Genomic DNA, 24098 nt, shown 5'->3' on the forward strand with positions numbered 1-24098 from the left:
ACAATAGCTACCAAAATCAGGGTAATTAACAATACGCTAGAACAATAACATAAAACGATGATTGTGGGGAAAATTATGGATAGTTGTAAACGAACAACACTTAAAACGCTTACTGCGCTGACTTTTGGTGCTAGCTTGGTACCACTGCAAAGTATCGCGTTCCAACCGCCGAGAAGAGGCGGTGATCAACAACACCGTTATGCAATGATTATTGATTTACGGCGTTGCATTGGCTGCCAATCTTGTACTGTAAGTTGTAATATCGAGAATCAGACACCGATTGGTGAATTTAGAACCACTGTCCGTCAGTATGAAATTACTGATGGAAAACAAACCGTCAATAATGTGTTACTACCTCGTTTATGTAACCATTGTGACAATCCTCCTTGTGTTCCAGTTTGTCCAGTTCAAGCGACTTATCAACAAAAAGACGGCATTGTCGTTATTGATAATGAACGCTGTGTTGGTTGTGCTTACTGTGTACAGGCTTGTCCTTATGATGCCCGTTTTATCAATGAAGAAACTAAAACCGCTGATAAATGTACTTTCTGTTCTCATCGTTTAGAAGCTGGTTTATTACCTGCTTGTGTTGAAAGTTGTGTTGGCGGCGCCCGTATTATCGGCGATTTAGCTGATCCAAATAGCCAAATCAGAAAACTCTTTGATAGTCATGTTAATGAATTAAAAGTGTTAAAACCTGAAGCTGGCACCCAACCGCACGTATTCTATTTAGGTTTAGATGAAGCGTTCGTCAGTCGCATTAACGGCCAACCTATGCTTTGGCAAGGAATGGAGGAAACATTATGATTCGCGAAGTATTAGTTGAACCGCAAGCTATTGCATGGCTGCCATGGGCGGTAAGTTATTTCTTTTTCATCGGTATTGCGTTATGTGCGATTGTTACTGCACTCTGTTTTCGCTTTTTTGTCAAACCTTATCAAATTCAAGCGGAATTAATCGCGTTAGTGGTGGCGTTAAGTTTCGCTATTGTCGCACCAATTGCACTCACTGCTGATTTACATCAACCTGGTCGGGTTTGGCATTTTTATGCTTATCTGGCAACTTGGTCTTGGATGGCTTGGGGTTCTTTATTCTTACCTTTCTTTATGACCAGTTTAGTAGGTTATATTCTGTTCTTATTACGTCAATTACCTAACAAACCAACGCAAAAATGGTTAGCTTGGCTATATTTGGGCAACTTCAATAATGCGTTGTGGTGTCAAATTTTCCGCATTTTAACCATTATCAGCAGTATCTTAATTCTGCTCTACACCTCAATGGAAGTGTACAACGTTGCAGCGCGTCCATTATGGAATCAACCGTATCTCATTCCATTAATTATCTTTAGCGCTTTACCAAGTGCGCTAATGTTGGTTCACTTTGCCATTTATCTTGCAACAGGTAAGACCCAAACAATCACAATGAAACCGTTAATGTTGTGCAGTTTAGTGTTGCTAGCGCTTACTGTTGTCGCTATCGACTTCTATTCAACCGATACACATTATGATTTATCACTACTTTGGCAACATCGTCCTAGCGTTGCTTTCACTTCAGCAGTATGGGTAATTACCTTAATTCTTGCGCTTATCAGCGGCCGTCATCTAGTGATGCAATCATTGTTATTAATCGCCGCGCTTGCTTTAACCGCTATGGTACGCTGGGTGTTATTACTTGAAGTGCAAACTGTAGCTAAATATAACGCTTTAATGAATCCATACCATTTTAATTGGGGCGTAGATGGAGCATTAGGAATGTTATCTGTCTTTGGCTTATGGGTAGCCGTTAGTGTCATCTTATGGCAAATCTTCACTTTAATTAATAAGGAGTACCATCATGGATAATAAACGTCGTAATTTACTTAAAGGTGGTTTAGTTGTCGGTGGTGCAGCAACTTTCGTTGCCGGTTATTCGCCAAAAGTGAAAGAAATTGCTAACGGCTTATTAAATGGCACCGCTGGTGAAAAAACGAAACACAATTTACATGGCAATTCACTCGCACCAGAATACCAAGTCAGCAAAGACAAAGTAATCCCTAACGCAGATCAAATTGTTTGTAATACCCAATGTATGGGTTGTTGGACACTTTGTGGCTTACGCGCTCGTGTGGATTTAAAACAAAATCGAGTTATCCGCATTAGCGGTAACCCGTATCATCCGCTTTCTGCCGATGAATACCTTAGTTATAACAGCTCTTTGCAACAAGCAGAATTAAGCGTTGCCGGAGAAAACGGTTTAGAAAATCGTTCTACTGCGTGTGCTCGTGGTGCTGCTTTTATGGAAGGCGTAAATAGCCCTTACCGTATTACTCAACCATTAAAACGGGTTGGTAAACGCGGCGAAGGTAAATGGAAAACCATCAGTTTTGAACAATTAGTGGAAGAAGTCGTCAATGGTGGCGATCTCTTTGGCGAAGGACACGTTGATGGCTTAAAAGCTATTCGTGATTTAACCACTCCAGTAGATAAAGATAATCCTGATTTTGGCCCTAAAGCTAATCAGTTATTTGTTACTTTTGCCGGCCCAGAAGGACGTCAGCCACTATTACAACGTTTTGCTAATGGTAGTTTTGGTACTATCAATTTTGCTTCTCATGGTTCTTATTGTGGGCTTTCTTATCGTGCTGGTTCCGGTGCGGTGATGAATGATCTCAATAACAACTCACACGCAAAACCGGATTGGGATAATTGTGAATTTATCCTATTTATGGGAACATCGCCTGCCCAATCAGGTAACCCATTTAAACGACAAGCACGCCAACTTGCGAAAAAACGTGCTGAATCGGATTTCGATTATGTAGTAGTTTCCCCACGTTTAGAGTTAACTTCAACTCACGCTACACAAAATAATCGTTGGGTACCTGTATTACCGGGCGGCGACCTCGCTTTATCATTAGCGATGTTACGCTGGATTATTGAGAATGAACGTTTTAATGCAGATTATCTTGCCTTACCAAGTGAATTTGCGATGCAACAAGCTGGTGCAGTGAGTTATTGTAATGCTGCACATCTCTTTATCAGCGATGAAACACACCCTCGTTTTGGCCAACCGATTACCGAACAAGATCTGTTTGATGTAGCGCCAAATCCTGATGATAAGGTGTTAGAAAATTACAATATCGTCAAAAATGCTGAAGATAATCAATTTATTCCAGCAAAATCTTCAGCAAAAGCACTAATTTGGGTTGATGAAACCATTACGTTAAAAGATGGTTCAGCAGTTGCCGTTAAATCCGCCTTAACCTTATTAAAAGAGTCTTGCCTTGAACATACGTTAGAAGAATATTCTGCGCTTTGTGGCGTACCAGTTAAAACAATTACTGCTCTTGCTGAGAAATTTACTTCTTATGGCCATAAAGCCGTTGCCATTACTCACGGCGGCACCATGCAAAGTAATGGTTTCTATACGGCGTGGGCGATTCTTTTATTGAATGTTATGATCGGTAATATGAATAAGAAAGGCGGTATGAGTATGGCTGGTGGCAAATTTAAAGATTTTGCACCGGGCCCACGTTACAACCTCGCCACTTTCCCAAATATGGTGAAACCGAAAGGCACCAATCTTGCACGTAGTAAAAAAGCATATGAGAATTCAAGCGAATTTAAACGCCGTTCTGCACAAGGTTCACCATATCCTGCACGCGCCGCATGGTATCCGTTCGTTGGCGGCCAAATGTCAGAAATGATCACTTCTGCTTTGCAAGGTTATCCTTATCCATTAAAAGCTTGGATCAGCCATATGACCAATCCGTTATATGGTATGACAGGTATCCATCATATTGCGGAAGAGAAGTTAAAAGATCCAAAAATTCTGCCTTTATTTATCGCTGTTGATGCGTTTATGAATGAAACCACTGCATTAGCCGATTATATTGTGCCGGATACACATAATTTTGAAAGCTGGGGCTTTAGTACCCCTTGGGCAGGAGTTCCAACCAAAACCAGTACTGCACGTTGGCCGATTATTAAATCTGCTAATGCGAAAAATGCAAATGGTGAAACAATTTGTATGGAAAGTTTCATTATTCATATCGCAAAAGCCATGGGCTTACCGGGATTTGGTGATAATGCAATTAGCGATAATCAACAACAAACTTATCCATTAAATTGTAGTGAAGATTATTTCTTGCGTGCAGCAGCAAATATTGCTTTTGATGGTAAACAACCGGTTAATGATGCCACTACCGAAGATCGTTTACTTTCTGGAGTAGAGCGCATTATGCCGTTATTAAGCAAAACCTTGAAAGAAGAGGAAGTATTGAAGGCTGCAACCATTTTCTGTAAAGGTGGACGATTTGCTCCATATAACAGTGCTTGGGACGGCGAAAATATGACGGCAAAATGGAAAAACTGTTTACAAATCTGGAACCCAATTGTAGCGAAAGCTCGCCACCACCACGATGGTAAACATTACCATGGCTGTCCGAAATATTTCGCACCACAATTTGCGGATAATAGTACTGTTGAGAGTCGTTATCCGAAGAAAGAGTGGCCGTTTGAGCTAATTTCTTTTAAATCAAATTTAATGAGCAGTATTACTGCGCCATTACTTCGCTTACATAGTATTAAACCAAGCGGAATTGTGGCGATGAATAATCAAGATGCGGCAAAATTTGGTTTTGCACATGGCGATTTAGTGGAATTAGCTACTCCAGGCGGTAAAGTGAATGTACAAGTGATGGTACTCGAAGGTGTAATGCCGGGAACTATTGCGATTGAACATGGTTATGGTCATAAGCAATTAGGTGCTGCAAGTTACGAAATTGATGGCAAAGTCGTTCAAGGAAGTGAACAGATCAAGCAAGGCATTAATATCAATGATCTTGGTTTACTTGATAATACCAAAGAAATTGCTTCACCTTGGCTCGATTGGGTCTGTGGTTCTGCGGTAAGACAAGGCTTACCAGCAAAATTACGTAAGATTTAATCTTTCTTACCCCACATAAATTAAATAAGGTGCAATGGAGGCACCTTATTTTTTATCAATTTAATTACTCACTTAATTGGCTATTTTCTAAGACGACTGCTTGCATAAAACAGCTAATCTTACATTCACCACAACCATTACAACGGTGAATATCAATATCCAATGTTGCTGTTTCTTCATTAAAAGAAATTGCTTGTGTTGGGCAACTTTGCTCACAAGTGTGGCAAGTTTGCCCTTGCTGAGGTAAACAAGAAGATAAAAAGCGTGGGCGTAATCCTGTATCCGCTTTAAAAGCAGGGTGAAGCGCATGCGTAGTACATACCTTCGCACATTCACCACAAAAATCACACGCAGAAAATTGCAGATCTAACACTGGATAATGATCTTGCAATTCAATTAAGCCATAAGGACACGCTTTGACACACTCGCCACAACCGCTACATACCGCAAGAAATAAACTCTCTTTTGCTGCAAAAGGCGGTCGATTCGCCTTTCTTTGCTCAAGTGTTTTTTGCGGTTGTGGTGCCGTAAAAAAACTACGCAATAAACCACGACGAGAAATTTGGTTATGCGCTAAATAAGCAGAATAATAACGTTCGTCTTTTTCCATTTATTTAAAAATACAATGGCATTTCTACTGTGACAATGCCAAGCTCTTCCTGCCACAATTCAAGCGTTTGTTTAGTCACTAATGCCAAACCTTGATAAAACGGCGCATCTGTTTGTTCAGATAACAATTCTAAATAACGCCATACCCAAGGAAATAGATGTTTAGCTAAATACTCTGGCAAAATGTCTGGTCGGGTATTCGCAATATACGAAGCCAACATTAACATTAACCCAATATGATCTTCTGGAACATTTTCATTGAGTTCTGCTTTAACGCCGTACTTACGCATAAATTCACGTAATTGCAGTAAAGAGTTACCAAAAATCACCGCTTCTTTATCCAAATAGACCGATCCCCAAGGCGGTGCTGGCATTGCATTTGGACCAATAAATTGCTGTTGAAATTGCTCTGAAATATTTTTGGTTTGCACCAATAAATTTTTAATTTTGAAATCTGGTTTAATGGTTGGACGCCAATCTTTCTGCCAATTAATTTTTTTAATTGCCTCCACCAAACCTGATGCTTTAGGGTGTGTAGGTTCAAAATAAAAGAGTGATCCTAAAAAACCACCACTCATCGATACCCATGCCAAAAATGCATCTAGATCTTCTTCCATGTGTCCTCCCAAAGGTACACTGTACTTGATATCACAAGTACAGTGTCGATGTTAGTTAAACTGCCATACCGACTGTCATGTGTAAACCGTAGAATAAAACTCTTCCTAAGATTTCACTACCGAATACTAACATTACCGCGAGAACTAAGCCAGCTTGATAGTTACTTTTACATAACAAAATATTTGCTAATACTAAACAAAGTAAACGGATAATATTTACCCAAGCATAATCTGGCACTAAAGAAATTGCTTGTTGTACTGAACTATGAATACCCGATAAGGTAAAGCCTTGATAAATTACGACAGCTACTGAAGCGACTAACGCCAAACCAAATAACCAACGTAAGCCACATAACGGTGTAATTTGATGCAATAAGGTATAACCTAACGCACCACCAACCAAGATTATTGTTAAATAGAATTGCCATGAAGTAATAGCGCTATTCCATGTTGGCACTGTATCAATATGATAAACATTGTTCATCATATACATAAATAATGCACCACAAAGCACCATTACAATTAACCAGATACGACCAAGTGCTGCTGACATTTTGCCAGTAATCGCGATTAGCCAATATAAACCTGCTACGGCAAAAAATAGTGCACCGCTTGCAATTTCATTACTTAACATTGATTCACCAACACGATTGAGCGAATTAAAAGCTCTCATTGGTGAACCCAAATGTAAAATAGAAGCCACAAAACCAATGCCTAATAACATTAAAGGTAAAAACATTAATTTATGAATATAATTTTGTTTTGCTGTTGCTTCTTTTTGCCATAGCACATAAGCAAACACCCATAATGTACCTACTGCTGTTTGCGCTAATACAGTAAAAAAGACTAATGGTAATTCATGTAACCCTGCATTCATCTTACACCTCTCTCGGATTCGCTAAGAAACCAGTTGTATCACCACTTGGGCGTGCATTTTTATTCGGTTTTACCAATAAATTTGGTTGGGTAAATTCCGCTGGTGGTAAAGGTGCAATTGATGCTTCATTACCATATTTTTCACGAAGCTCTGCGATTGGTGCAAAATCCAATGCTCTTAATGGACAAGCTTCTACACAAATTGGTTTTTGTCCTGCTTTCACACGTGAATAGCAACCATCGCATTTGGTCATATGTCCTTTTTTCGCATCATATTGTGGCGCATCGTATGGGCATGCCATATGGCAATAACGACAACCAATACAAATATCTTCATTAACAATAACAAAACCATCTTCATTTTTGTGCATTGCACCTGTTGGGCAAACTTTGGTACAAGCAGGATTTGCACAATGGTTACAAGAAATTGATAAATAGTATGCGAATACATCTTGTTGATAAGTGCCATCATTTTGTACTTGCCAATTACCGCCTGCATATTCATAAATGCGACGGAAATTAACTTCTGTATCTAAATTTTTGTAATCCTTGCAAGCTAATTCGCAAGTCTTACAGCCTGTACAACGTTCGGAATCAAAATAAAAGCCGTATTGTTCCATAAATTACTCCTTAGACTTTCTCAACTTGTACTAAATTAGAATGTTGTGGATTTCCTTTTGCTAAAGGTGATGGACGTTGCGTTGTAAGTACATTGATACAACCTGCATGATCCACTCTGTTATTGTCTGGTGCATACCAAGCACCTTCACCTAACGCAACAACACCTGGAATAATACGTGGTGTCACTTTGGCATGAATTTGTACTTCACCACGATCATTAAAGATACGGATTAAATCACCGTTCTTAATCCCTCTCGGTTCAGCATCAATTGGGTTAATCCACATTTCTTGCGGATTAGCTTCTTTAATGACATCCACATTGCCATAAGTTGAGTGAGTTCTTGCTTTGTAATGGAAACCACTAAGTTGTAATGGATATTTTTCCATTAATGGATCGCCATAATGCTCAAAACTATCTACATGAATCGGTAAAGGATGAATCACTTCATCTTTTTCAAGTTTCCAAGTTTTCGCAATTTCAGCTAAACGACTGGAGTAAATTTCGATCTTACCTGATGGGGTTTGTAATGGATTCTTTTCTGGATCTTCGCGGAACTCTTTGTATGCAACATAGAAACCTTTTGGATCCACTTTTTTGAAAATACCTTGTTTTCTAAACTCTTCAAAAGTCGGTAATTCCGGTAAATTCGCTCTGGATTGTTCATATAAATGACGGAGCCACTCTTCTTGCGTACGTCCTTCGGTAAATTGTTCTTTTACCCCTAATTTTTCCGCTAACATACTCATCATGTCATAAATGTTTTTGCACTCAAACGGTGGTGTTACCGCTTGGTCAGCAAAAATGACATACGCCATATTTGACACAAAGGCATCTAAACAGAAATCCATCTGTTCTGAAGTGGTACAGTCAGGAAGCAAAATATCACTATATTTTGCTGTTGGGGTCATATGGTTATCAATAGTCACGATCATTTCGCATTTAGATTCATCTTGCAAAATATCGTGAGTACGATTGATTTCTGCGTGTTGATTAATCAAACAGTTACTTGCATAGTTCCAAATAAATTTAATTGGAGCAGAAAGTTTTTCAACACCACGAATACCATCTGTGGTTGCTGTCATCTCTGTACCGCGAACAATCGCATCTGTCCATAAGAACATTGGGATACTTGCTTGTACTGGATTGGTTAAGGTTGGCATACGTACAAAAGGAATACTATAAGCACTTTCTCTTGCTCCAGTATTACCGCCGTTAATTCCTACATTTCCGGTTAAAATCGCAAGCATAGCGATTGCACGAGAAATTAATTCACCATTACTACGGCGTTGTGGTCCCCAACCTTGGGAGATAAAGGCAGGTTTAGTTCCAGCAATTTCTCTTGCTAATTTAATAATACGTGCAACTGGAATACCGGTAATTTTCGATGCCCATTCAGGTGTTTTAGCAATACCGTCATCACCTTGACCTAAAATATAAGCTTTATAGTGGCCATTTTTTGGTGCTGATTCTGGTAAAGTTTTTTCATCATACCCAACGCAGTATTTATCAAGGAAAGCCTGATCAACAAGATCTTCTGTAATCATTACATAAGCTAAAGCAGATACTAAAGCAGCATCAGTACCAGGACGAATTGGAATCCATTCATCTTCACGACCTGCTGCTGTATCACAATAACGAGGATCAATAACGATCATCTTCGCATTAGATTTGGCTCTTGCTTGTTCAATACAATAGGTTAATCCACCACCACTCATACGAGTTTCTGCCGGATTATTACCAAATAAAACAACCAATTTACTATTTTCGATGTCTGCCATACCATTGCCGTATGCCCAGCCACCACCATAGGTATAATCTAAGCCAACAGTGATTTGCGCTGTACTATAATCACCATAATGGTTAAGGTAACCACCGATACAATTCATCAAACGAGCGACTAAAGTTGATCCTGGCGGCCAAGATTTGGTTACTGTTCCGCCTAATGTTCCTGTACCATAATTTAAATAAATCGACTCATTACCATATTGTTTAATATTCTTTTGTAATGATTGTGCAATTTCAGTTAATGCTTCATCCCAACTAATACGTTTAAATTTTCCTTCACCACGTTTACCAACACGTTTCATCGGATATTTCAAACGATCTGGATTGTAAACACGACGGCGCATAGAACGTCCGCGTAAACAAGCTCTTACTTGATGATCAACGTTATAGGTTTCTGTACCTGTATTATCTGTTTCAACATAAGTAATCTTATTATCTTTAACGTGCATTCTTAATGCACAACGACTACCACAGTTTACCGTACATGCACTCCACACAATTTTTTCATCATTATTGGTTGTTGCGGTTGCTTTTGTTTCAGAAGCGGTAGCACTAAAAGGTAAAGTGATTTCCGCTGCTGCTAATGCTGCTGCAACCCCTGAAGAGGCTTTTAAAAAATGCCTTCTATTTAAGGTCGGATTGATAATCGATTTCTCCATATGTACTCCATTATTCATAAAATATGCTTAATAAAGTTAAGCTATACTTAAAACGGGGTAATTATATAGAGTTAGCCTTTTAGAAAGATAAAATATTTAAAAAAATATGATATAAATCAATGCTTTACATTGAATGAGAATTATTTTTAGTAGCTGATGTTTTAATTTTATACAAGCTGTATAAGAAAAAACCAGCTATGTTTCATAGCTGGTTTTTGGTCAATACATTAAAAGCGTAAATATTAACGTTTATTTTTAACTAATTTTTCAGTTAATTCATAAGCACGTAATTTCGCAAGTTCTCTAGAAAGTTTAGATGCCATAAGCTCATAATTACCATCTTTATGTGAACTACGAATATTTTCTTCAGCGCGACGTTTCGCAGCAAGAATTCGCTCTTTATCTAGCTCTTCTCCTCGAATCGCGGTATCCGCCAAGACGATCACATTTCCAGGTTGAACTTCAAGGAAACCACCAGAAACATAAATAACTTCTTCTTTACCTTCTTGCATAATTTTCACAATGCCCGGTTTAATCGAAGTTAATAACGGGGTATGGCCAGCAAGAATACCTAATTCCCCTTCGCTTCCTGTTACTTGAATACTTTCAACAACACCTGAAAATATTTTATCTTCCGCACTTACAACAGTTAAATTAAAAGTTGCCATTATTTATCTCCTTAGCGAGTGATTTGCCTTAGGAGCAATTACATTTTTTTCGCTTTTTCTAATACTTCATCGATTGAACCAACCATATAGAACGCTTGTTCAGGAATATGGTCATATTCACCGTTTAAAATACCTTTAAAGCCACGAATTGTTTCTTTTAATGGCACATATTTACCTGGTGATCCTGTAAATACTTCCGCAACGAAGAATGGTTGTGATAAGAAACGTTCAATTTTACGAGCACGTGCTACCACTAATTTATCTTCTTCTGAAAGTTCATCCATACCAAGAATCGCAATAATATCTTTCAACTCTTTATAACGTTGTAAGATAGATTGTACGCCACGAGCAACTTCATAGTGTTCTTGACCAACAACTTGTGGGTCTAATTGACGTGAAGTTGAATCTAATGGATCCACCGCAGGATAAATACCTAATGATGCAATTTGACGGCTTAATACCACTGTCGCATCCAAGTGAGCAAAGGTTGTTGCTGGAGATGGGTCAGTTAAGTCATCCGCAGGAACATATACCGCTTGGATAGAGGTAATAGAACCAGTCTTAGTTGAAGTAATACGTTCTTGTAATACACCCATTTCTTCAGCTAGGGTTGGTTGGTAACCTACCGCAGATGGCATACGTCCAAGTAACGCAGATACTTCGGTACCAGCAAGGGTATAACGATAAATATTATCAACGAAGAAAAGTACATCACGACCTTCATCACGGAATTTTTCCGCCATTGTCAAACCAGTCAATGCAACACGTAAACGGTTACCTGGTGGCTCATTCATTTGTCCGTAAACAAGTGATACTTTATCTAATACGTTAGATTCTTGCATTTCGTGGTAGAAGTCGTTACCTTCACGAGTACGTTCACCTACCCCTGCAAACACAGAATAACCTGAGTGCTCAATCGCAATATTACGGATAAGCTCCATCATATTAACGGTTTTACCTACACCAGCACCACCAAACAAACCAACTTTACCCCCTTTCGCAAATGGGCAAACTAAGTCGATAACTTTGATACCAGTTTCTAATAATTCTGTGCTGTTTGCTTGTTCTTCATAGCTTGGTGCTGCACGGTGAATTGACCAACGTTCTTTTTCACCGATTGGTCCTAATTCATCAATAGGTTCACCAAGTACGTTCATAATACGACCTAATGTTTCTGTACCAACAGGAACAGAAATTGGGTTTCCAGTTGTGGTTACAGTTAAACCACGTTTTAATCCGTCTGAAGATCCCATTGCAATACAACGTACAACACCACCACCTAATTGTTGTTGTACTTCAAGTACGAGCCCAGTTTCAACATTTAAGGCTTCATATACTTTTGGCACTGCATCTTGTGGAAACTCAACGTCAATGACGGCACCGATGATTTGTACAATTTTTCCAGTTGCCATTATCATTCCTCTAATCTACTTTAAATTGCAGCCGCACCAGCGACAATTTCATTTAATTCATTTGTGATGCTTGCTTGACGAGCTTTGTTATAGACAAGTTGTAAGTCTTTAATCAAGTTACCTGCATTGTCCGTAGCGGCTTTCATCGCCACCATTCTCGCCGCTTGCTCAGATGCTAAGTTTTCTACTGCTGCTTGATAAACTTGTGACTCAATATAACGAATCAATAAACTATCAAGTAATACTTTCGGATCTGGCTCATAGATATAATCCCAAATACCTTTTTGTAAACGATCGTTTTCCAAAGAAGGTAATGGAAGTAATCTTTCTAGAATTGGTTTTTGCGACATCGTATTAATAAATTTATTAAATACGAGATAAACTTCATCGACTTCGCCATTTCTAAAAGCATCTACCATTGTATTTACAGTACCAATTAATTCTTCCACTGAAGGTGTATCACCAATCCCTGAGTTTTGCGAAATGATCTTCGCAATACCTAATGATTGGAAGAAATTAATTGCTTTAGCACCGATCAAACTTAGCTGAACACCGACACCCTTATCATTAAACGCTTTCATTTCATTCATAACGCGTTTGAATTCATTAATATTCAAACCGCCACATAATCCACGATCCGTTGAAACGATAATGTAACCAACATTTTTTACTTCTCTTTCCACTAAGAAAGGGTGTTTATATCCAATGCTACCTTTTGATACATGGCTAATTACGTAACGTATTGTGTCAGAATACGGACGTGAAGAAGACATGCGTTCTTGCGTTTTACGCATTTTGGAGGCAGCAACCATTTCCATCGCCTTAGTAATTTTTTGTGTACTTTGTACACTGGCGATTTTGGTTCTTATCTCTTTCGCACCTGCCATTTCATCTCTCCGTTACGTCTTTGGTAATTACCATGCACCGTTTTGTTTAAATGAGTCTAAAATTGCCTTTAAGGTATCTTTTACAGCATCATCATAGTTACCTGTTTTGGTCAACTCTTGCATAAACTCGCCGTAATTATTTTGTGCATATTCTAATAATGCAGATTCAAATGAACCGATACGACTTAAATCAACATCGTCTAAGTAGCCAAATTCAACAGCAAATAACACTAAAGATTGTTGAGCAACAGTCATTGGTGAATATTGTTTTTGTTTCAATAATTCAGTTACTTTTTGACCATGAGAAAGTTGTTTACGAGTTGCATCATCCAAATCAGATGCAAATTGAGCAAACGCTGCTAATTCACGATATTGTGCAAGTGCCGTACGAATACCACCTGACAATTTCTTCATCGCTTTAGTTTGCGCTGCACCACCCACACGAGAAACCGAAATACCTGGGTTAACCGCAGGACGAATACCTGAGTTAAAGAGGTTAGTTTCAAGGAAGATCTGACCATCGGTAATTGAAATTACGTTTGTTGGTACGAATGCTGATACGTCCCCAGCTTGTGTTTCAATGATTGGTAATGCAGTTAATGAACCTGTTTTACCTTTCACTTCACCGTTAGTGAAACGTTCTACGAAATCAGCATTAACACGTGCTGCACGTTCAAGTAAACGTGAGTGTAAATAGAACACATCACCAGGGAATGCTTCACGTCCAGGTGGACGACGTAATAACAATGAAATTTGACGATAAGCTACAGCTTGTTTTGATAAATCATCATAAACGATTAATGCATCTTCACCGCGGTTACGGAAATATTCACCCATTGCACAACCTGCATATGGAGCAAGATATTGTAACGCTGCTGATTCTGCTGCTGACGCAACTACTACGATAGTATTTGATAATGCGCCATGTTCTTCTAATTTACGTACAACGTTAGCAATTGTTGATGCTTTTTGTCCGATAGCAACGTAAACACATTTAATACCTGAATCACGTTGATTAATAATTGCATCGATTGCTAAAGCGGTTTTACCAGTTTGACGGTCACCGATAATCAACTCACGTTGACCACGACCGATAGGAATCATTGAGTCCACTGCTTTATAACCAGTTTGTACTGGTTGATCAACAGACTTACGATCAATTACCCCCGGAGCAATAACTTCAACTGGAGAGAAACCATCATGTTCAACTTCGCCTTTACCATCAATTGGCTGACCTAAGGTGTTTACCACACGTCCTAATAAGCCACGACCAACTGGAACTTCTAAAATACGGCCTGTACATTGAACTTCCATACCTTCTGCTAAATCAGCATAAGGTCCCATTACTACCGCACCTACTGAATCTCTTTCTAAGTTTAATGCAATAGCATAACGGTTATCAGGTAATGCAATCATTTCCCCTTGCATTACTTCAGTTAAACCATGAATACGGATAATACCATCATTCACGGAAACGATTGTACCAGTATTGCGTGCTTCGCTAACGACTTCAAACTGGGCAATACGTTTTTTAATCAGTTCACTAATTTCTGTAGAATTTAGTTGCATCTTTTTTTCCTCTTACAATTGCAACTCATTAGCTAAACGAGCAATTTGACCACGACTACTTCCATCAATGACAAATTCATCGGTACGAATAACTGCACCAGCAATTAAGGTACTGTCCACATTGCAATTTAATTTAACTTTACGAGCAAGCCTTTTTTCCATCGCAGTAATAATATTTTGTTGTTGCTCATCACTTAATGGAAAAGCGGAGGTAACATAAACTTCTGTGGTTGATTGGTAATCATCCACATACTCTTTAAATTGTGCTAAAACGGCTGGCAATACTTGTAAACGCTTATTCTCAGCCATAATACGGATAAAATTTTCACCGTATTGATCTAATTGATCACCACAAATTTTCACTATTAGATCGGCAATTTTAGTTGCTGATAAATCGCTGACTAATATATTTTGCATACTATCATCAGTAACTACAGCTGCCGCAAAACCTAACATTGTTTGCCACTGAGCCAATTGATCATGTTCAACTGCAAAATCAAAAGCCGCTTTTGCATAAGGACGAGCTACTGTAGTAAATTCTGACATAGCTTACCTTCCTTATAATTCAGCCACGAGTTTATCGATGATGTCATTATTAGCGGCTTCATCAATATTGCGAGCAACGATTTTTTCTGCCCCAGCAACAGCAAGCGAAGCAACTTTAACGCGTAACTCTTCTTGAACACGTTTACGTTCTGCTTCAATTTGAGCATAACCTTGTTCAACAATTTTCGCTTTTAATGCTTCTGCTTCAGTTTGAACTTCCGCCAAGATTTCATTACGACGACGATTTGCTGCATCAATAATAGATTGAGCTTGCGTTTTAGCCGCATTGACTTCTTTATCAATCAGTGCTTTCGTATCCGCTTGTTCTTTTTTCGCTACTTCAGCTGCAGCTAACGCATTAGCAATTTGCGCTTGACGCTCTTCAATAGCTTTAATAATCGGTGGCCAAACATATTTAACGCAGAACCATACAAAGATGATAAAGGCAATTGTTTGTCCAATTAATGTTGCGTTGATATTCACAACGGACCTCCTATGAAGTTGGTGATTTACTCTATAACAGAGTAACCGTTATGTATTAACCTAACAATGAAACGAATGGGTTTGCGAACGCAAAGTATAAACCGATACCTACCGCAATCATCGCAATCGCATCAAGTAAACCAGCAACAATGAACATTTTGGTCAATAAAGAGTTTGCTAACTCTGGTTGACGAGCTGCTGATTCTAAGTATTTACCCCCTAAGATACCGAAACCAATAGCGGTACCTAAAGCAGCAAAAGCGAACATGATAGATGCAGCGATAATTGTTGCACTAATTACAGTTTCCATATTTTTCTCCAGTTTGGTTAAAGATAACAGCAAAGATGCTGAGGTTAAAAAAACAATTAATGTTCAGATTTATTGTAAGCAATACTTAAATAAACCACAGTTAACATCATAAAGATAAATGCTTGTAATGTAACAACTAAAATGTGGAAGATTGCCCAAATGATTTGTAATGGAATACCCATCGCAGCAACCAACATATTGGCTGAATACATCACAGCGATCAAAATGAAGATTAATTCACCAGCGTACATATTTCCGAATAGACGCAAAGATAATGACACTGGTTTAGAAAGTAATGTTACAGATTCAAGAATAAGGTTTACAGGGATTAATGCCCAATGATTGAATGGGTGCATTGTGTATTCTTTAACAAAACCACTAACACCTTTAGACTTGATTGTATAGAAAATAATTAAAACAAATACACCTAACGCTAATGAGAAGGTTAAGTTCATATCTGTTGTTGGTACAGCACGAAGATGGATGTGATCATCACCTGATAAAATTGCTGCTAATTTAGGTAAGTAATCAACAGGAACTAAGTCGATAGTATTCATTAAGAATACCCAAACAAAAATGCTTAACGCTAATGGCGCAACCACATTACGACTACCATGGAAGTTTTCAGTCACAATGCCATTGATCCATTCAACTAAGATCTCAACAGCTGCTTGTAATTTGGTTGGTTTTCCTGTGGTAACTTTTTGTGCTACGCGGTAAAACACATATAAAAATGCTACACCGCAAATAACAGAAAATAAAAGGGTATCGAAATGGAATGACCAGAAACCTTCACCAGCTTTAAGATTGCCAAGGTGGTGGTTGATATATTCCATAGAAGTGAGAGTTGAACCTTCTGCAGACATATTTGTTCCTACTGATTTGTTAAGATGCTAATTTATTAAAATTGCTACTGTTTTCGCAAACTAAACAGCAATAGGTTATTCAATATGATTACACTAAAGTAACCACCGAATAGACCCAGTGGTGAAATTGTTTTATCTATGACAAACAACATCACGAAAAACAAAATTGTTATACAAACTTTAAAAAGTTCTGCTTGATATAACACTTTAACTTTATTCACTTGAGGCGTGTTTAATCCTCTAAATAGCAAAAATCCAACAAATAAGATCTGTGGAATCAAGCCAATTAGAGCACCAAATAGAAAAGCCCAAGCATAAATAGATTGAAATGGATACAATCCAACAAAAACAACGGCAATAAAAATTGCCATTATTATGAATACTTTTTTATACAGTGTTTTAGTATGACTAAACCAAATTGACATATTTTGGACACTTACTACTAAATATAAGGGCTTTAACGCCCTTTCAAACACCATCAATTATACGAGGAGTTCTATTTTATGCAATCAATTTAATACTATAAAAGTGTTACAAAGTTAACATTTTTAAGAAAAAATTTAACTTTTATGTTTCTTTTTTTCTTTATGTACTTTTTTGTTAAATTTTTGCTACAGATTTAACACATATTAAATGCCTTTCACCTACCAGTTCTGGGACAGTTAATTTAATAACATCAATAATTTGAAAGTCATCATTTAACATTTTGACTTCATCTTCTTGATATTGCCCCTTCAAAGCATAAAAAATACCATTTTCATTCGGTAAATGTTGGCACCAATCAGTCATATCTTGTAACGAGGCAAAAGCACGACTTAAAACACCATCAAACTTTTGTTCTGGCTGATAATCTTCTACTCGGCTAAGAATTGGCTCTACGTTAGTTAAACCTAACTCTCTAATAGCATTACGAATAAAACTAATACGCTTGCCTAAGCTATCCAATAAATAGAACTTTTTAGTCGGATTAATAATTGCCAATGGCAATCCTGGTAAACCAGGACCTGTTCCAACATCAATAAAACGCTCACCTTTTAAAAAAGGGCTTACCACTAAACTATCTAAAATATGTTTCACCAACATTTCTTGTGGATCACGCACAGAAGTTAGGTTATAAGCCTTATTCCATTTATGTAAAAGCTCAACTAGCTTCACTAGTTGAGCTTTTTGCTGATCGGTCAAAGAAATATTGGCTTGCGCTAATAATTGCGTTAATTTGCCAAGTAACATCTTATTCCCCACGTTTCAACATACCTTGCTTTTTCAAATACACCAATAAAATCGAAATCGCTGCCGGTGTAATACCTGAAATACGAGAAGCTTGTCCAATTGACACTGGACGATGTTGTTCTAATTTAGCTCGCACTTCATTTGATAAACCTACTACTGCAGTATAATCAAATTTTTCTGGAATCAAGGTGTTTTCGTGTCGTTTATGACGCTCAATTTCCTCGTTTTGATGTTCAATATAGCCTTGGTATTTAATTGAAATTTCAACCTGTTCTACAGCTTCTTTATCCGCCATTGCCGGTTGGAACGGAGTCAAAGAACAAAGTTTTTCATAATTCATCTCTGGACGACGTAATAGATCTTCACCACTAGCTTCACGCATTAATGGTGAATTTAATACTGCATTAACTTCCGCTAAATGTTCTGAACGAGGATGAATCCAAATTTGTTTTAAACGTTGACGTTCTAATTCAATATTTTCTAATTTTTGATTGAATCTTGCCCAACGTGCATCATCAACTAAACCTAATGATCGACCAATTTCTGTTAAACGAAGATCAGCATTATCTTCACGTAACAACAAACGATATTCTGCACGAGAAGTAAAGACACGATAAGGCTCTTTAGTTCCTAATGTACAAAGATCATCGACTAATACCCCGATATAAGCTTGATCACGACGTGGATACCAAGCTTCTTTATCTTGAACATGAAGTCCTGCATTTAAGCCAGCCAAAATTCCTTGTGCAGCAGCTTCTTCATACCCTGTTGTACCATTGATCTGTCCAGCAAAGAATAAACCGTTGATCGCTTTTGTTTCTAAAGAAGGTTTTAGATCTCTTGGATCAAAGTAATCGTATTCAATTGCATATCCCGGTTTAACGATCCTTGCATTTTCTAATCCTTGCATTGAATTAACGATCCCCATTTGTACATCGAATGGCAAACTAGTTGAGATCCCATTTGGATAGATCTCATTGCTGGTTAAACCTTCTGGTTCTAAAAAGATCTGATGGCCATTGCGATCGCCAAATCGCATTACTTTATCTTCGATCGATGGACAATAACGCGGACCAACCCCTTCAATGATCCCTGTGTACATTGGACTGCGATCTAAATTAGATCGAATAATGTCATGTGTTCTTAAATTGGTATGCGTGATATAGCAAGGTACTTGTCTTGGATGCTCATCTACACTGCCCATATAAGAGAAAACAGGTAGTACATCATCACCATGTTGTTGTTTTAATACAGAAAAATCGATTGTACGCGCATCTAAACGAGGTGGTGTTCCCGTTTTTAAACGAGCAACACGTAAATCAAGATCGCGTAAACGTTCTGCTAAACGAACAGAAGCAGGATCGCCTGCTCGTCCACCTTCATAATTATCTAAACCGATATGGATCTTACCAGCTAAGAATGTTCCAGCAGTCAATACTACGGCTTTTGCTTTAAAAGTAAGCCCCATTTTAGTAGTAACACCAGTAACATGGCCATTTTCAACTAAAATATCCGTAACTTCTTGTTGGAAAAGATCTAAATTAGGTTGATTTTCTAATGCAGTTCTTACTGCTTGACGATACAACACACGATCTGCTTGTGCTCGAGTTGCTCGTACTGCAGGACCTTTACTGCTATTTAGTGTACGAAATTGGATCCCAGCTTTATCAGTAGCATAAGCCATTAAACCACCTAAAGCATCGATCTCTTTTACGAGATGACCTTTACCGATCCCACCGATTGCTGGATTACAGGACATTTGTCCTAATGTGTCTATATTATGAGTAATTAATAGTGTTCTTAAACCCATTCTTGCTGGAGCTAAAGCGGCTTCTGTACCCGCGTGTCCACCTCCAACAACAATGACATCATAGTTATTTGGATAAAACATAAAAAACCTAAAAAGTGAAATTGATAGAATGATCAGAAAATTTGGCTATTTTAACTGAAATTTGTGGATCTGTTAAAAAGAAATTTTTTCGATGATCTAACCGAGGATCGCTATAAGTACTATAAGATCTTTATATAGAGATCTTTTTATTATTCTTATTATTAGATCAGTAGATCTTTGTGGAGAGCTAAATTTTTGCTAATGATTTTAATAGGATAGGATCTTTTTTTCTTTGTTAAGATCGTCAGTAAGAATGTGATCTTTCTTGTGGATAAAAGCCTTAGTTATCCACAGATTAAAAAAGATCCAAGCTTATATTCAGGAAAAAAACAGTTTTTATAACGGAAAATAAGCAAGTTATCCACAGAAGATCATGCTGTTATTTTATGCAATATTTAATTGATCTATAAAAGTAGGCAACCAATTTTCTGCATCAATATCGGGATCTGAGCTGTTTAAAACATCGATCCTTAATGATGGACAAATTTGTTTAGCTTTTAAGTTATTTAGATCATTTTCTACATGATCTACAGCGAAACAGAAGGTATCGTAATCACTATTTCCTAAACCAACAACAGCATAACGCAACTCGGAAAGATCAGGTTGTTGTTCCATTAATTGTGTAAAGAGTGGTTGTAAGTTATCAGGTAAATCGCCAGCGCCATGCGTAGATGTTACAACTAACCAAATTTTATCCTCGATCACCTGATTTAATTCGGGCCCATGATGAATTTTGGTGGAGAAATTTTTTTGTTGTAAACAATCTTCGATGTGTTCTGCTACATACTCAGCTCCACCAAGGGTACTGCCAGTGATAATACAAATTGAGGTCATAGTAATTCCTTTTATTGTGCAAACAAATAGATTTGTATGGTAACGAAAAAATAGGGGATTGACAGTTAATTTATAATAAAAAACGGCACTTTTTAGGATAAAAATGCCGTTTTATGAATAACAACTAAAATTAGTTTCTTGGAAGGTAGGTTGTTGGGTTAACAGATTTTCCTTTATAGCGAATTTCAAAGTGAAGTTTCACGCTATTGGTACCAGAGCTCCCCATTTTAGCGATTTGCTGACCGGCAGTAACTTGTTGCTGATCTTTCACTAAGATAGTTTCATTGTGCGCGTAAGCACTAAGATAATCATCATTGTGTTTAATGATAATTAAGTTACCATAACCTCTTAATGCGTTACCTGCATAAACGACACGACCTGGTGCTGCAGCATAAACAGCCTGTCCACGAGAACCACCAATATCGATCCCTTTATTACCACCATCGCTATTAGAGAATCCTTGAATCACGTTACCTTTAGTTGGCCAAATCCAAGTAATATTACTGGTATTACTTGTTGCTGCCGGCATTGTAGCAACTGGTTGGCTGACAGTTGTGGTTGGTTCAACAGTAACAGGAACAGTATTGGTAGAATTATTGGTTGCCGGCGGTATTGTACCAGCAGTAGATTTAATTGGGCCAACAATAGTACCGTCTGATCCATAAGCTGTACCATTAGGGCCAGGAGTATAAGTTACTGCAGGTTGTTGCGGTTGTGCTGTTGCAGCAGCTGTTGATGTTGTTGCCGCAGGAGCTGATGCCGTAGCCGCACTTGCAGCGTTATTACTTACTTTTAAAGTTTGTCCTACACTTAATTTATAAGGTTCAGGAATATTATTTAACGCCGCTAAATCACGTACATCCATACCTGAAATATAGGCAATTAAGAACATAGTGTCGCCTTTGCGAACAGTATAAGTGGAACCTTTATAGAAACCTTTATCTATTTTGCTATAGTCTGGCGCGTTAGTTTGTGGATTTCTTGGAATAGTGAAATCTTGTGATACCTGTTGTTTTGCTGCTGGTGCAGCTGCAACTGGTTTTGGTGCGGTAGTCACTGGCGCTGGAGCTGGTTGTTGATAAGTTGGTTGTGGTTGGCTAACAGCAGGTTGCTGTGTTGGTGTTGATGTTGCAGCAGGTGTTGTTGCCATCATATCTGTTGGCATTTGCTGTTGTTGCACTTGTGGTTCCCAAGTAGAGTTACTATCGTTGCCAACAGATTGCATAATTCCAGGTGTTAAGGTTCCATCCGCATCTTCAACTGGTGCAGAATTATTACTGCTACAACCAGCAAGAATGGCTGCAAGCACTGGAACAAGTAAAAAAGATTGTTTCATAAATATTCCTATTAAATAAATGGTTATTTCAAGAGGAAGTAGGCACAGACTGCTAATACTACAACGGCCCAGCCAATGATTTCAATATAATTGCGCAATTGTGCAGCAAAACGTTCTCCACCCCAAGCTGATAATTTTGCTACTAATAAAAAACGCGCAGTACGTGAAACGAACGCAGTAATCACAAATGGTAAAAACGCCATATTCATTACGCCAGCACAAATAGTGAAAACTTTGTAAGGAATAGGTGAGAATCCAGCGACAAATACCACTAAAATTCCCCAACGTTCAAACCAAGAAACGGCGGTATCCCAATGAGCTTGATAACCCCATTGCACAATATAATCTTTAATTAAATCAAATGCATAATAACCAATTGCAAAACCGATCATACCGCCAATGGTAGAAGCTAAACCACAATAAAAAGCATAATGTAGCGCTTTTTTAGGTTTTGACATTGACATAGGAACCAGCATGACATCAGGTGGAATAGGGAAAAAGATGGCTTCAATAAAGCTAACAAATAATAACCAATAAAATGCAAATTGGTGTTTTGACCATTTCATTGTTTTGTCATATAAACGACCAAACAAATTCATAGAATATCTCCTTTGACTAAAGGCACAAACTTAACCTCCTCAATATTTTCGACTTTATATTTGTCATTAATCCGAGTAATTCTTTGTAATACTTGATGATTTTCATCACCGACAGGTAACACTAATCGACCACCATCAGCAAGTTGTTCCAATAGTGCAGTAGGAACTTGCGATGGCGCCGCCGTTACCAGAATGGCATTAAATGGAGAATGCCCTTTTAAGCCCTCCCAGCCATCACCATGTTTTAAGCGAATATTATGCAAATCGAGTTTTTTAAAACGGTGCATAGCTCGCCATTGTAAATTTTTAATTCTTTCAATACTGAAAACTTGCTGTACTAATTTAGCGAGAATGGCTGTTTGATAGCCGCTACCTGTACCGATTTCCAGTACTTTGTCCGTTGGTTTGAGTTCTAACAAACTTGTCATTTTGGCAACAACGTAAGGTTGAGAAATTGTTTGCCCTTCACCAATAGGTAAAGGCATATCTTCATAGCTATGTTTGCTAAAAATTTCTTCAACAAAGAATGGACGCGGTATTTCATAAATTGCCTGTAATACCTTTTCGTCAGTAATTCCTCGTTGATAAAGTTCTTTTACCAAACGTTGTTGTTCAACGGACATAAAAATTTATCCTAAATTGAGCCACTCTTCGACCGCTTTTAATGAATGATGAGCGGTCATATCTGCTTGTATTGGCGTAATTGACACATAACCATTGGCAACAGCATGGAAATCAGTACCTTCTTGAGCATATTCAGGCAAGCTAGATAAACCTAACCAATAAATAGATTCACCACGAGGATCGGTTTGTTTAATAATTTCTCCCTCGCTTGCTCTATAACCTAACTTGGTCACTTTAATGCCTTTGAGTTGTTCGTAAGGAATGTCCGGTACATTGATATTTAAGATTTCTCTTTTACGTAAAATTTGCGAATGAAGTTTTGGAATCAATTCACAAACAACTTTTGCTGCTGTTTCATAATGTTGTCTGCCATCGAGTGATACAGCAATCGCCGGTAAACCTAAATGACGCCCTTCAAACGCCGCCGCAACAGTACCAGAATAGAGAATATCATCTCCTAAATTAACACCGGCATTAATTCCTGAAACCACTAAATCAATTTTCCCTGCAAGCAGATGATTCATTGCTAAATAGACACAATCTGCCGGTGTTCCGTTCACACAATAATCACCATTATCCAATAATCTTGGACGTAATGGTTCAATTAAGGTAAGTGAAGATGATGCTGCACTGCGATTACGATCAGGAGCAACAACAATGACATTAGCAATAGTGCGTAAATAGGCAGCTAAAGTTTGAATGCCTTCAGCATGAATTCCATCATCATTACTTAGTAGAATATTCATTATTTA

At 38.0% G+C, this 24098-nt stretch carries 24 protein-coding genes; 3 read left to right on the forward strand and 21 right to left on the reverse strand.

Annotation, left to right across the window (positions count from 1 at the left end):
* Positions 1 to 75 precede the first annotated feature (75 nt).
* Genes ttrB through QS62_RS02160 form a run of 3 tightly spaced genes read left to right on the forward strand, consistent with a single transcriptional unit; the run spans position 76 to position 4923 of the window.
* On the forward strand, positions 76 to 807 hold the full coding sequence (ttrB, locus tag QS62_RS02150) for a tetrathionate reductase subunit TtrB (RefSeq protein WP_066105224.1): 732 nt from the start codon (positions 76 to 78) through the stop codon (positions 805 to 807).
* Positions 804 to 1841, forward strand: coding sequence for an NrfD/PsrC family molybdoenzyme membrane anchor subunit (gene nrfD / locus QS62_RS02155; protein ID WP_231923669.1), 1038 nt, complete (start codon positions 804 to 806; stop codon positions 1839 to 1841). Before ttrB ends, nrfD begins: the two co-directional genes overlap by 4 nt.
* A complete protein-coding gene (locus tag QS62_RS02160; protein ID WP_066105228.1) occupies positions 1834 to 4923 on the forward strand; it encodes a tetrathionate reductase subunit A in 3090 nt (1029 codons plus the stop codon). Before nrfD ends, QS62_RS02160 begins: the two co-directional genes overlap by 8 nt.
* Before the next feature lie 64 nt (positions 4924 to 4987).
* Here the strand turns inward: QS62_RS02160 and napF are convergent, their stop codons facing one another.
* From napF to surE, 21 genes are all read right to left on the reverse strand, one after another.
* Positions 4988 to 5533 carry a ferredoxin-type protein NapF gene (gene napF / locus QS62_RS02165; RefSeq protein ID WP_066105232.1) on the reverse strand — a complete coding sequence of 182 codons (546 nt, stop codon included), beginning with the start codon at positions 5531 to 5533 and terminating at the stop codon, positions 4988 to 4990.
* A 4-nt stretch (positions 5534 to 5537) separates the two neighbouring features.
* Positions 5538 to 6149: a Tat proofreading chaperone DmsD gene (dmsD, locus tag QS62_RS02170; protein ID WP_066105235.1), complete on the reverse strand. Its 612-nt coding sequence runs from the start codon at positions 6147 to 6149 to the stop codon at positions 5538 to 5540.
* Positions 6150 to 6204: 55 nt separating this feature from the next.
* Entirely contained in the window at positions 6205 to 7026 is an 822-nt protein-coding gene (locus QS62_RS02175; RefSeq protein WP_066105238.1) for a DmsC/YnfH family molybdoenzyme membrane anchor subunit, read from the reverse strand.
* 1 nt (position 7027) lies between these two features.
* On the reverse strand, positions 7028 to 7645 hold the full coding sequence (locus QS62_RS02180) for a DMSO/selenate family reductase complex B subunit (protein WP_066105241.1): 618 nt from the start codon (positions 7643 to 7645) through the stop codon (positions 7028 to 7030).
* A 10-nt stretch (positions 7646 to 7655) separates the two neighbouring features.
* Complete coding sequence (locus tag QS62_RS02185) at positions 7656 to 10091, reverse strand: DMSO/selenate family reductase complex A subunit (RefSeq protein WP_066105243.1); 2436 nt, start codon at positions 10089 to 10091, stop codon at positions 7656 to 7658.
* 242 nt (positions 10092 to 10333) lie between these two features.
* A complete protein-coding gene (locus QS62_RS02190) occupies positions 10334 to 10759 on the reverse strand; it encodes a F0F1 ATP synthase subunit epsilon (RefSeq protein ID WP_066105249.1) in 426 nt (141 codons plus the stop codon).
* A gap of 38 nt (positions 10760 to 10797) precedes the next feature.
* A complete protein-coding gene (gene atpD / locus QS62_RS02195; protein WP_066105254.1) occupies positions 10798 to 12171 on the reverse strand; it encodes a F0F1 ATP synthase subunit beta in 1374 nt (457 codons plus the stop codon).
* Positions 12172 to 12191: 20 nt separating this feature from the next.
* Positions 12192 to 13058: a F0F1 ATP synthase subunit gamma gene (atpG, locus tag QS62_RS02200; RefSeq protein ID WP_066105257.1), complete on the reverse strand. Its 867-nt coding sequence runs from the start codon at positions 13056 to 13058 to the stop codon at positions 12192 to 12194.
* A 27-nt stretch (positions 13059 to 13085) separates the two neighbouring features.
* Positions 13086 to 14627, reverse strand: a complete 1542-nt coding sequence (gene atpA / locus QS62_RS02205; protein ID WP_066105260.1) for a F0F1 ATP synthase subunit alpha — start codon at positions 14625 to 14627, stop codon at positions 13086 to 13088.
* Between the two features lie 12 nt (positions 14628 to 14639).
* Positions 14640 to 15173: a F0F1 ATP synthase subunit delta gene (gene atpH / locus QS62_RS02210; protein ID WP_066105263.1), complete on the reverse strand. Its 534-nt coding sequence runs from the start codon at positions 15171 to 15173 to the stop codon at positions 14640 to 14642.
* A 12-nt stretch (positions 15174 to 15185) separates the two neighbouring features.
* Positions 15186 to 15656 carry a F0F1 ATP synthase subunit B gene (gene atpF, locus QS62_RS02215; protein WP_066105266.1) on the reverse strand — a complete coding sequence of 157 codons (471 nt, stop codon included), beginning with the start codon at positions 15654 to 15656 and terminating at the stop codon, positions 15186 to 15188.
* Between the two features lie 55 nt (positions 15657 to 15711).
* Positions 15712 to 15966, reverse strand: a complete 255-nt coding sequence (atpE, locus tag QS62_RS02220) for a F0F1 ATP synthase subunit C (protein WP_013746002.1) — start codon at positions 15964 to 15966, stop codon at positions 15712 to 15714.
* Between the two features lie 56 nt (positions 15967 to 16022).
* Entirely contained in the window at positions 16023 to 16832 is an 810-nt protein-coding gene (gene atpB / locus QS62_RS02225) for a F0F1 ATP synthase subunit A (protein WP_066105270.1), read from the reverse strand.
* A gap of 44 nt (positions 16833 to 16876) precedes the next feature.
* Entirely contained in the window at positions 16877 to 17203 is a 327-nt protein-coding gene (locus tag QS62_RS02230) for an ATP synthase subunit I (RefSeq protein WP_231923670.1), read from the reverse strand.
* A 229-nt stretch (positions 17204 to 17432) separates the two neighbouring features.
* Positions 17433 to 18062, reverse strand: coding sequence for a 16S rRNA (guanine(527)-N(7))-methyltransferase RsmG (gene rsmG, locus QS62_RS02235; RefSeq protein WP_066105277.1), 630 nt, complete (start codon positions 18060 to 18062; stop codon positions 17433 to 17435).
* Between the two features lies 1 nt (position 18063).
* Positions 18064 to 19953 carry a tRNA uridine-5-carboxymethylaminomethyl(34) synthesis enzyme MnmG gene (gene mnmG / locus QS62_RS02240; RefSeq protein ID WP_066105280.1) on the reverse strand — a complete coding sequence of 630 codons (1890 nt, stop codon included), beginning with the start codon at positions 19951 to 19953 and terminating at the stop codon, positions 18064 to 18066.
* Between the two features lie 384 nt (positions 19954 to 20337).
* On the reverse strand, positions 20338 to 20787 hold the full coding sequence (gene mioC, locus QS62_RS02245) for an FMN-binding protein MioC (protein WP_066105282.1): 450 nt from the start codon (positions 20785 to 20787) through the stop codon (positions 20338 to 20340).
* A gap of 130 nt (positions 20788 to 20917) precedes the next feature.
* On the reverse strand, positions 20918 to 22123 hold the full coding sequence (gene nlpD, locus QS62_RS02250; RefSeq protein WP_066105284.1) for a murein hydrolase activator NlpD: 1206 nt from the start codon (positions 22121 to 22123) through the stop codon (positions 20918 to 20920).
* A 23-nt stretch (positions 22124 to 22146) separates the two neighbouring features.
* Complete coding sequence (locus QS62_RS02255; RefSeq protein WP_066105287.1) at positions 22147 to 22722, reverse strand: YqaA family protein; 576 nt, start codon at positions 22720 to 22722, stop codon at positions 22147 to 22149.
* The gene (locus tag QS62_RS02260) at positions 22719 to 23345 is read right to left on the reverse strand and encodes a protein-L-isoaspartate(D-aspartate) O-methyltransferase (protein ID WP_066105292.1); all 627 of its coding nucleotides are present in this window, start codon (positions 23343 to 23345) and stop codon (positions 22719 to 22721) included. Before QS62_RS02260 ends, QS62_RS02255 begins: the two co-directional genes overlap by 4 nt.
* Before the next feature lie 6 nt (positions 23346 to 23351).
* Positions 23352 to 24092, reverse strand: a complete 741-nt coding sequence (surE, locus tag QS62_RS02265) for a 5'/3'-nucleotidase SurE (RefSeq protein ID WP_066105294.1) — start codon at positions 24090 to 24092, stop codon at positions 23352 to 23354.
* Positions 24093 to 24098 lie beyond the last annotated feature (6 nt).

The organism is Gallibacterium salpingitidis (assembly GCF_001678495.1).
In the GTDB taxonomy this organism is placed as follows: domain Bacteria; phylum Pseudomonadota; class Gammaproteobacteria; order Enterobacterales; family Pasteurellaceae; genus Gallibacterium; species Gallibacterium salpingitidis.

What these genes read in the sequence shown, in the direction of transcription:
- ttrB (WP_066105224.1), top strand. Translation starts at nt 76, where the DNA reads ATGGATAGTTGTAAACGAACAACACTTAAAACGCTTACTGCGCTGACT.
- nrfD (WP_231923669.1), top strand. Translation starts at nt 804, where the DNA reads ATGATTCGCGAAGTATTAGTTGAACCGCAAGCTATTGCATGGCTGCCA.
- QS62_RS02160 (WP_066105228.1), top strand. Translation starts at nt 1,834, where the DNA reads ATGGATAATAAACGTCGTAATTTACTTAAAGGTGGTTTAGTTGTCGGT.
- napF (WP_066105232.1), bottom strand. Translation starts at nt 5,533, where the DNA reads ATGGAAAAAGACGAACGTTATTATTCTGCTTATTTAGCGCATAACCAA.
- dmsD (WP_066105235.1), bottom strand. Translation starts at nt 6,149, where the DNA reads ATGGAAGAAGATCTAGATGCATTTTTGGCATGGGTATCGATGAGTGGT.
- QS62_RS02175 (WP_066105238.1), bottom strand. Translation starts at nt 7,026, where the DNA reads ATGAATGCAGGGTTACATGAATTACCATTAGTCTTTTTTACTGTATTA.
- QS62_RS02180 (WP_066105241.1), bottom strand. Translation starts at nt 7,645, where the DNA reads ATGGAACAATACGGCTTTTATTTTGATTCCGAACGTTGTACAGGCTGT.
- QS62_RS02185 (WP_066105243.1), bottom strand. Translation starts at nt 10,091, where the DNA reads ATGGAGAAATCGATTATCAATCCGACCTTAAATAGAAGGCATTTTTTA.
- QS62_RS02190 (WP_066105249.1), bottom strand. Translation starts at nt 10,759, where the DNA reads ATGGCAACTTTTAATTTAACTGTTGTAAGTGCGGAAGATAAAATATTT.
- atpD (WP_066105254.1), bottom strand. Translation starts at nt 12,171, where the DNA reads ATGGCAACTGGAAAAATTGTACAAATCATCGGTGCCGTCATTGACGTT.
- atpG (WP_066105257.1), bottom strand. Translation starts at nt 13,058, where the DNA reads ATGGCAGGTGCGAAAGAGATAAGAACCAAAATCGCCAGTGTACAAAGT.
- atpA (WP_066105260.1), bottom strand. Translation starts at nt 14,627, where the DNA reads ATGCAACTAAATTCTACAGAAATTAGTGAACTGATTAAAAAACGTATT.
- atpH (WP_066105263.1), bottom strand. Translation starts at nt 15,173, where the DNA reads ATGTCAGAATTTACTACAGTAGCTCGTCCTTATGCAAAAGCGGCTTTT.
- atpE (WP_013746002.1), bottom strand. Translation starts at nt 15,966, where the DNA reads ATGGAAACTGTAATTAGTGCAACAATTATCGCTGCATCTATCATGTTC.
- atpB (WP_066105270.1), bottom strand. Translation starts at nt 16,832, where the DNA reads ATGTCTGCAGAAGGTTCAACTCTCACTTCTATGGAATATATCAACCAC.
- QS62_RS02230 (WP_231923670.1), bottom strand. Translation starts at nt 17,203, where the DNA reads ATGGCAATTTTTATTGCCGTTGTTTTTGTTGGATTGTATCCATTTCAA.
- rsmG (WP_066105277.1), bottom strand. Translation starts at nt 18,062, where the DNA reads ATGTTACTTGGCAAATTAACGCAATTATTAGCGCAAGCCAATATTTCT.
- mnmG (WP_066105280.1), bottom strand. Translation starts at nt 19,953, where the DNA reads ATGTTTTATCCAAATAACTATGATGTCATTGTTGTTGGAGGTGGACAC.
- mioC (WP_066105282.1), bottom strand. Translation starts at nt 20,787, where the DNA reads ATGACCTCAATTTGTATTATCACTGGCAGTACCCTTGGTGGAGCTGAG.
- nlpD (WP_066105284.1), bottom strand. Translation starts at nt 22,123, where the DNA reads ATGAAACAATCTTTTTTACTTGTTCCAGTGCTTGCAGCCATTCTTGCT.
- QS62_RS02255 (WP_066105287.1), bottom strand. Translation starts at nt 22,722, where the DNA reads ATGAATTTGTTTGGTCGTTTATATGACAAAACAATGAAATGGTCAAAA.
- QS62_RS02260 (WP_066105292.1), bottom strand. Translation starts at nt 23,345, where the DNA reads ATGTCCGTTGAACAACAACGTTTGGTAAAAGAACTTTATCAACGAGGA.
- surE (WP_066105294.1), bottom strand. Translation starts at nt 24,092, where the DNA reads ATGAATATTCTACTAAGTAATGATGATGGAATTCATGCTGAAGGCATT.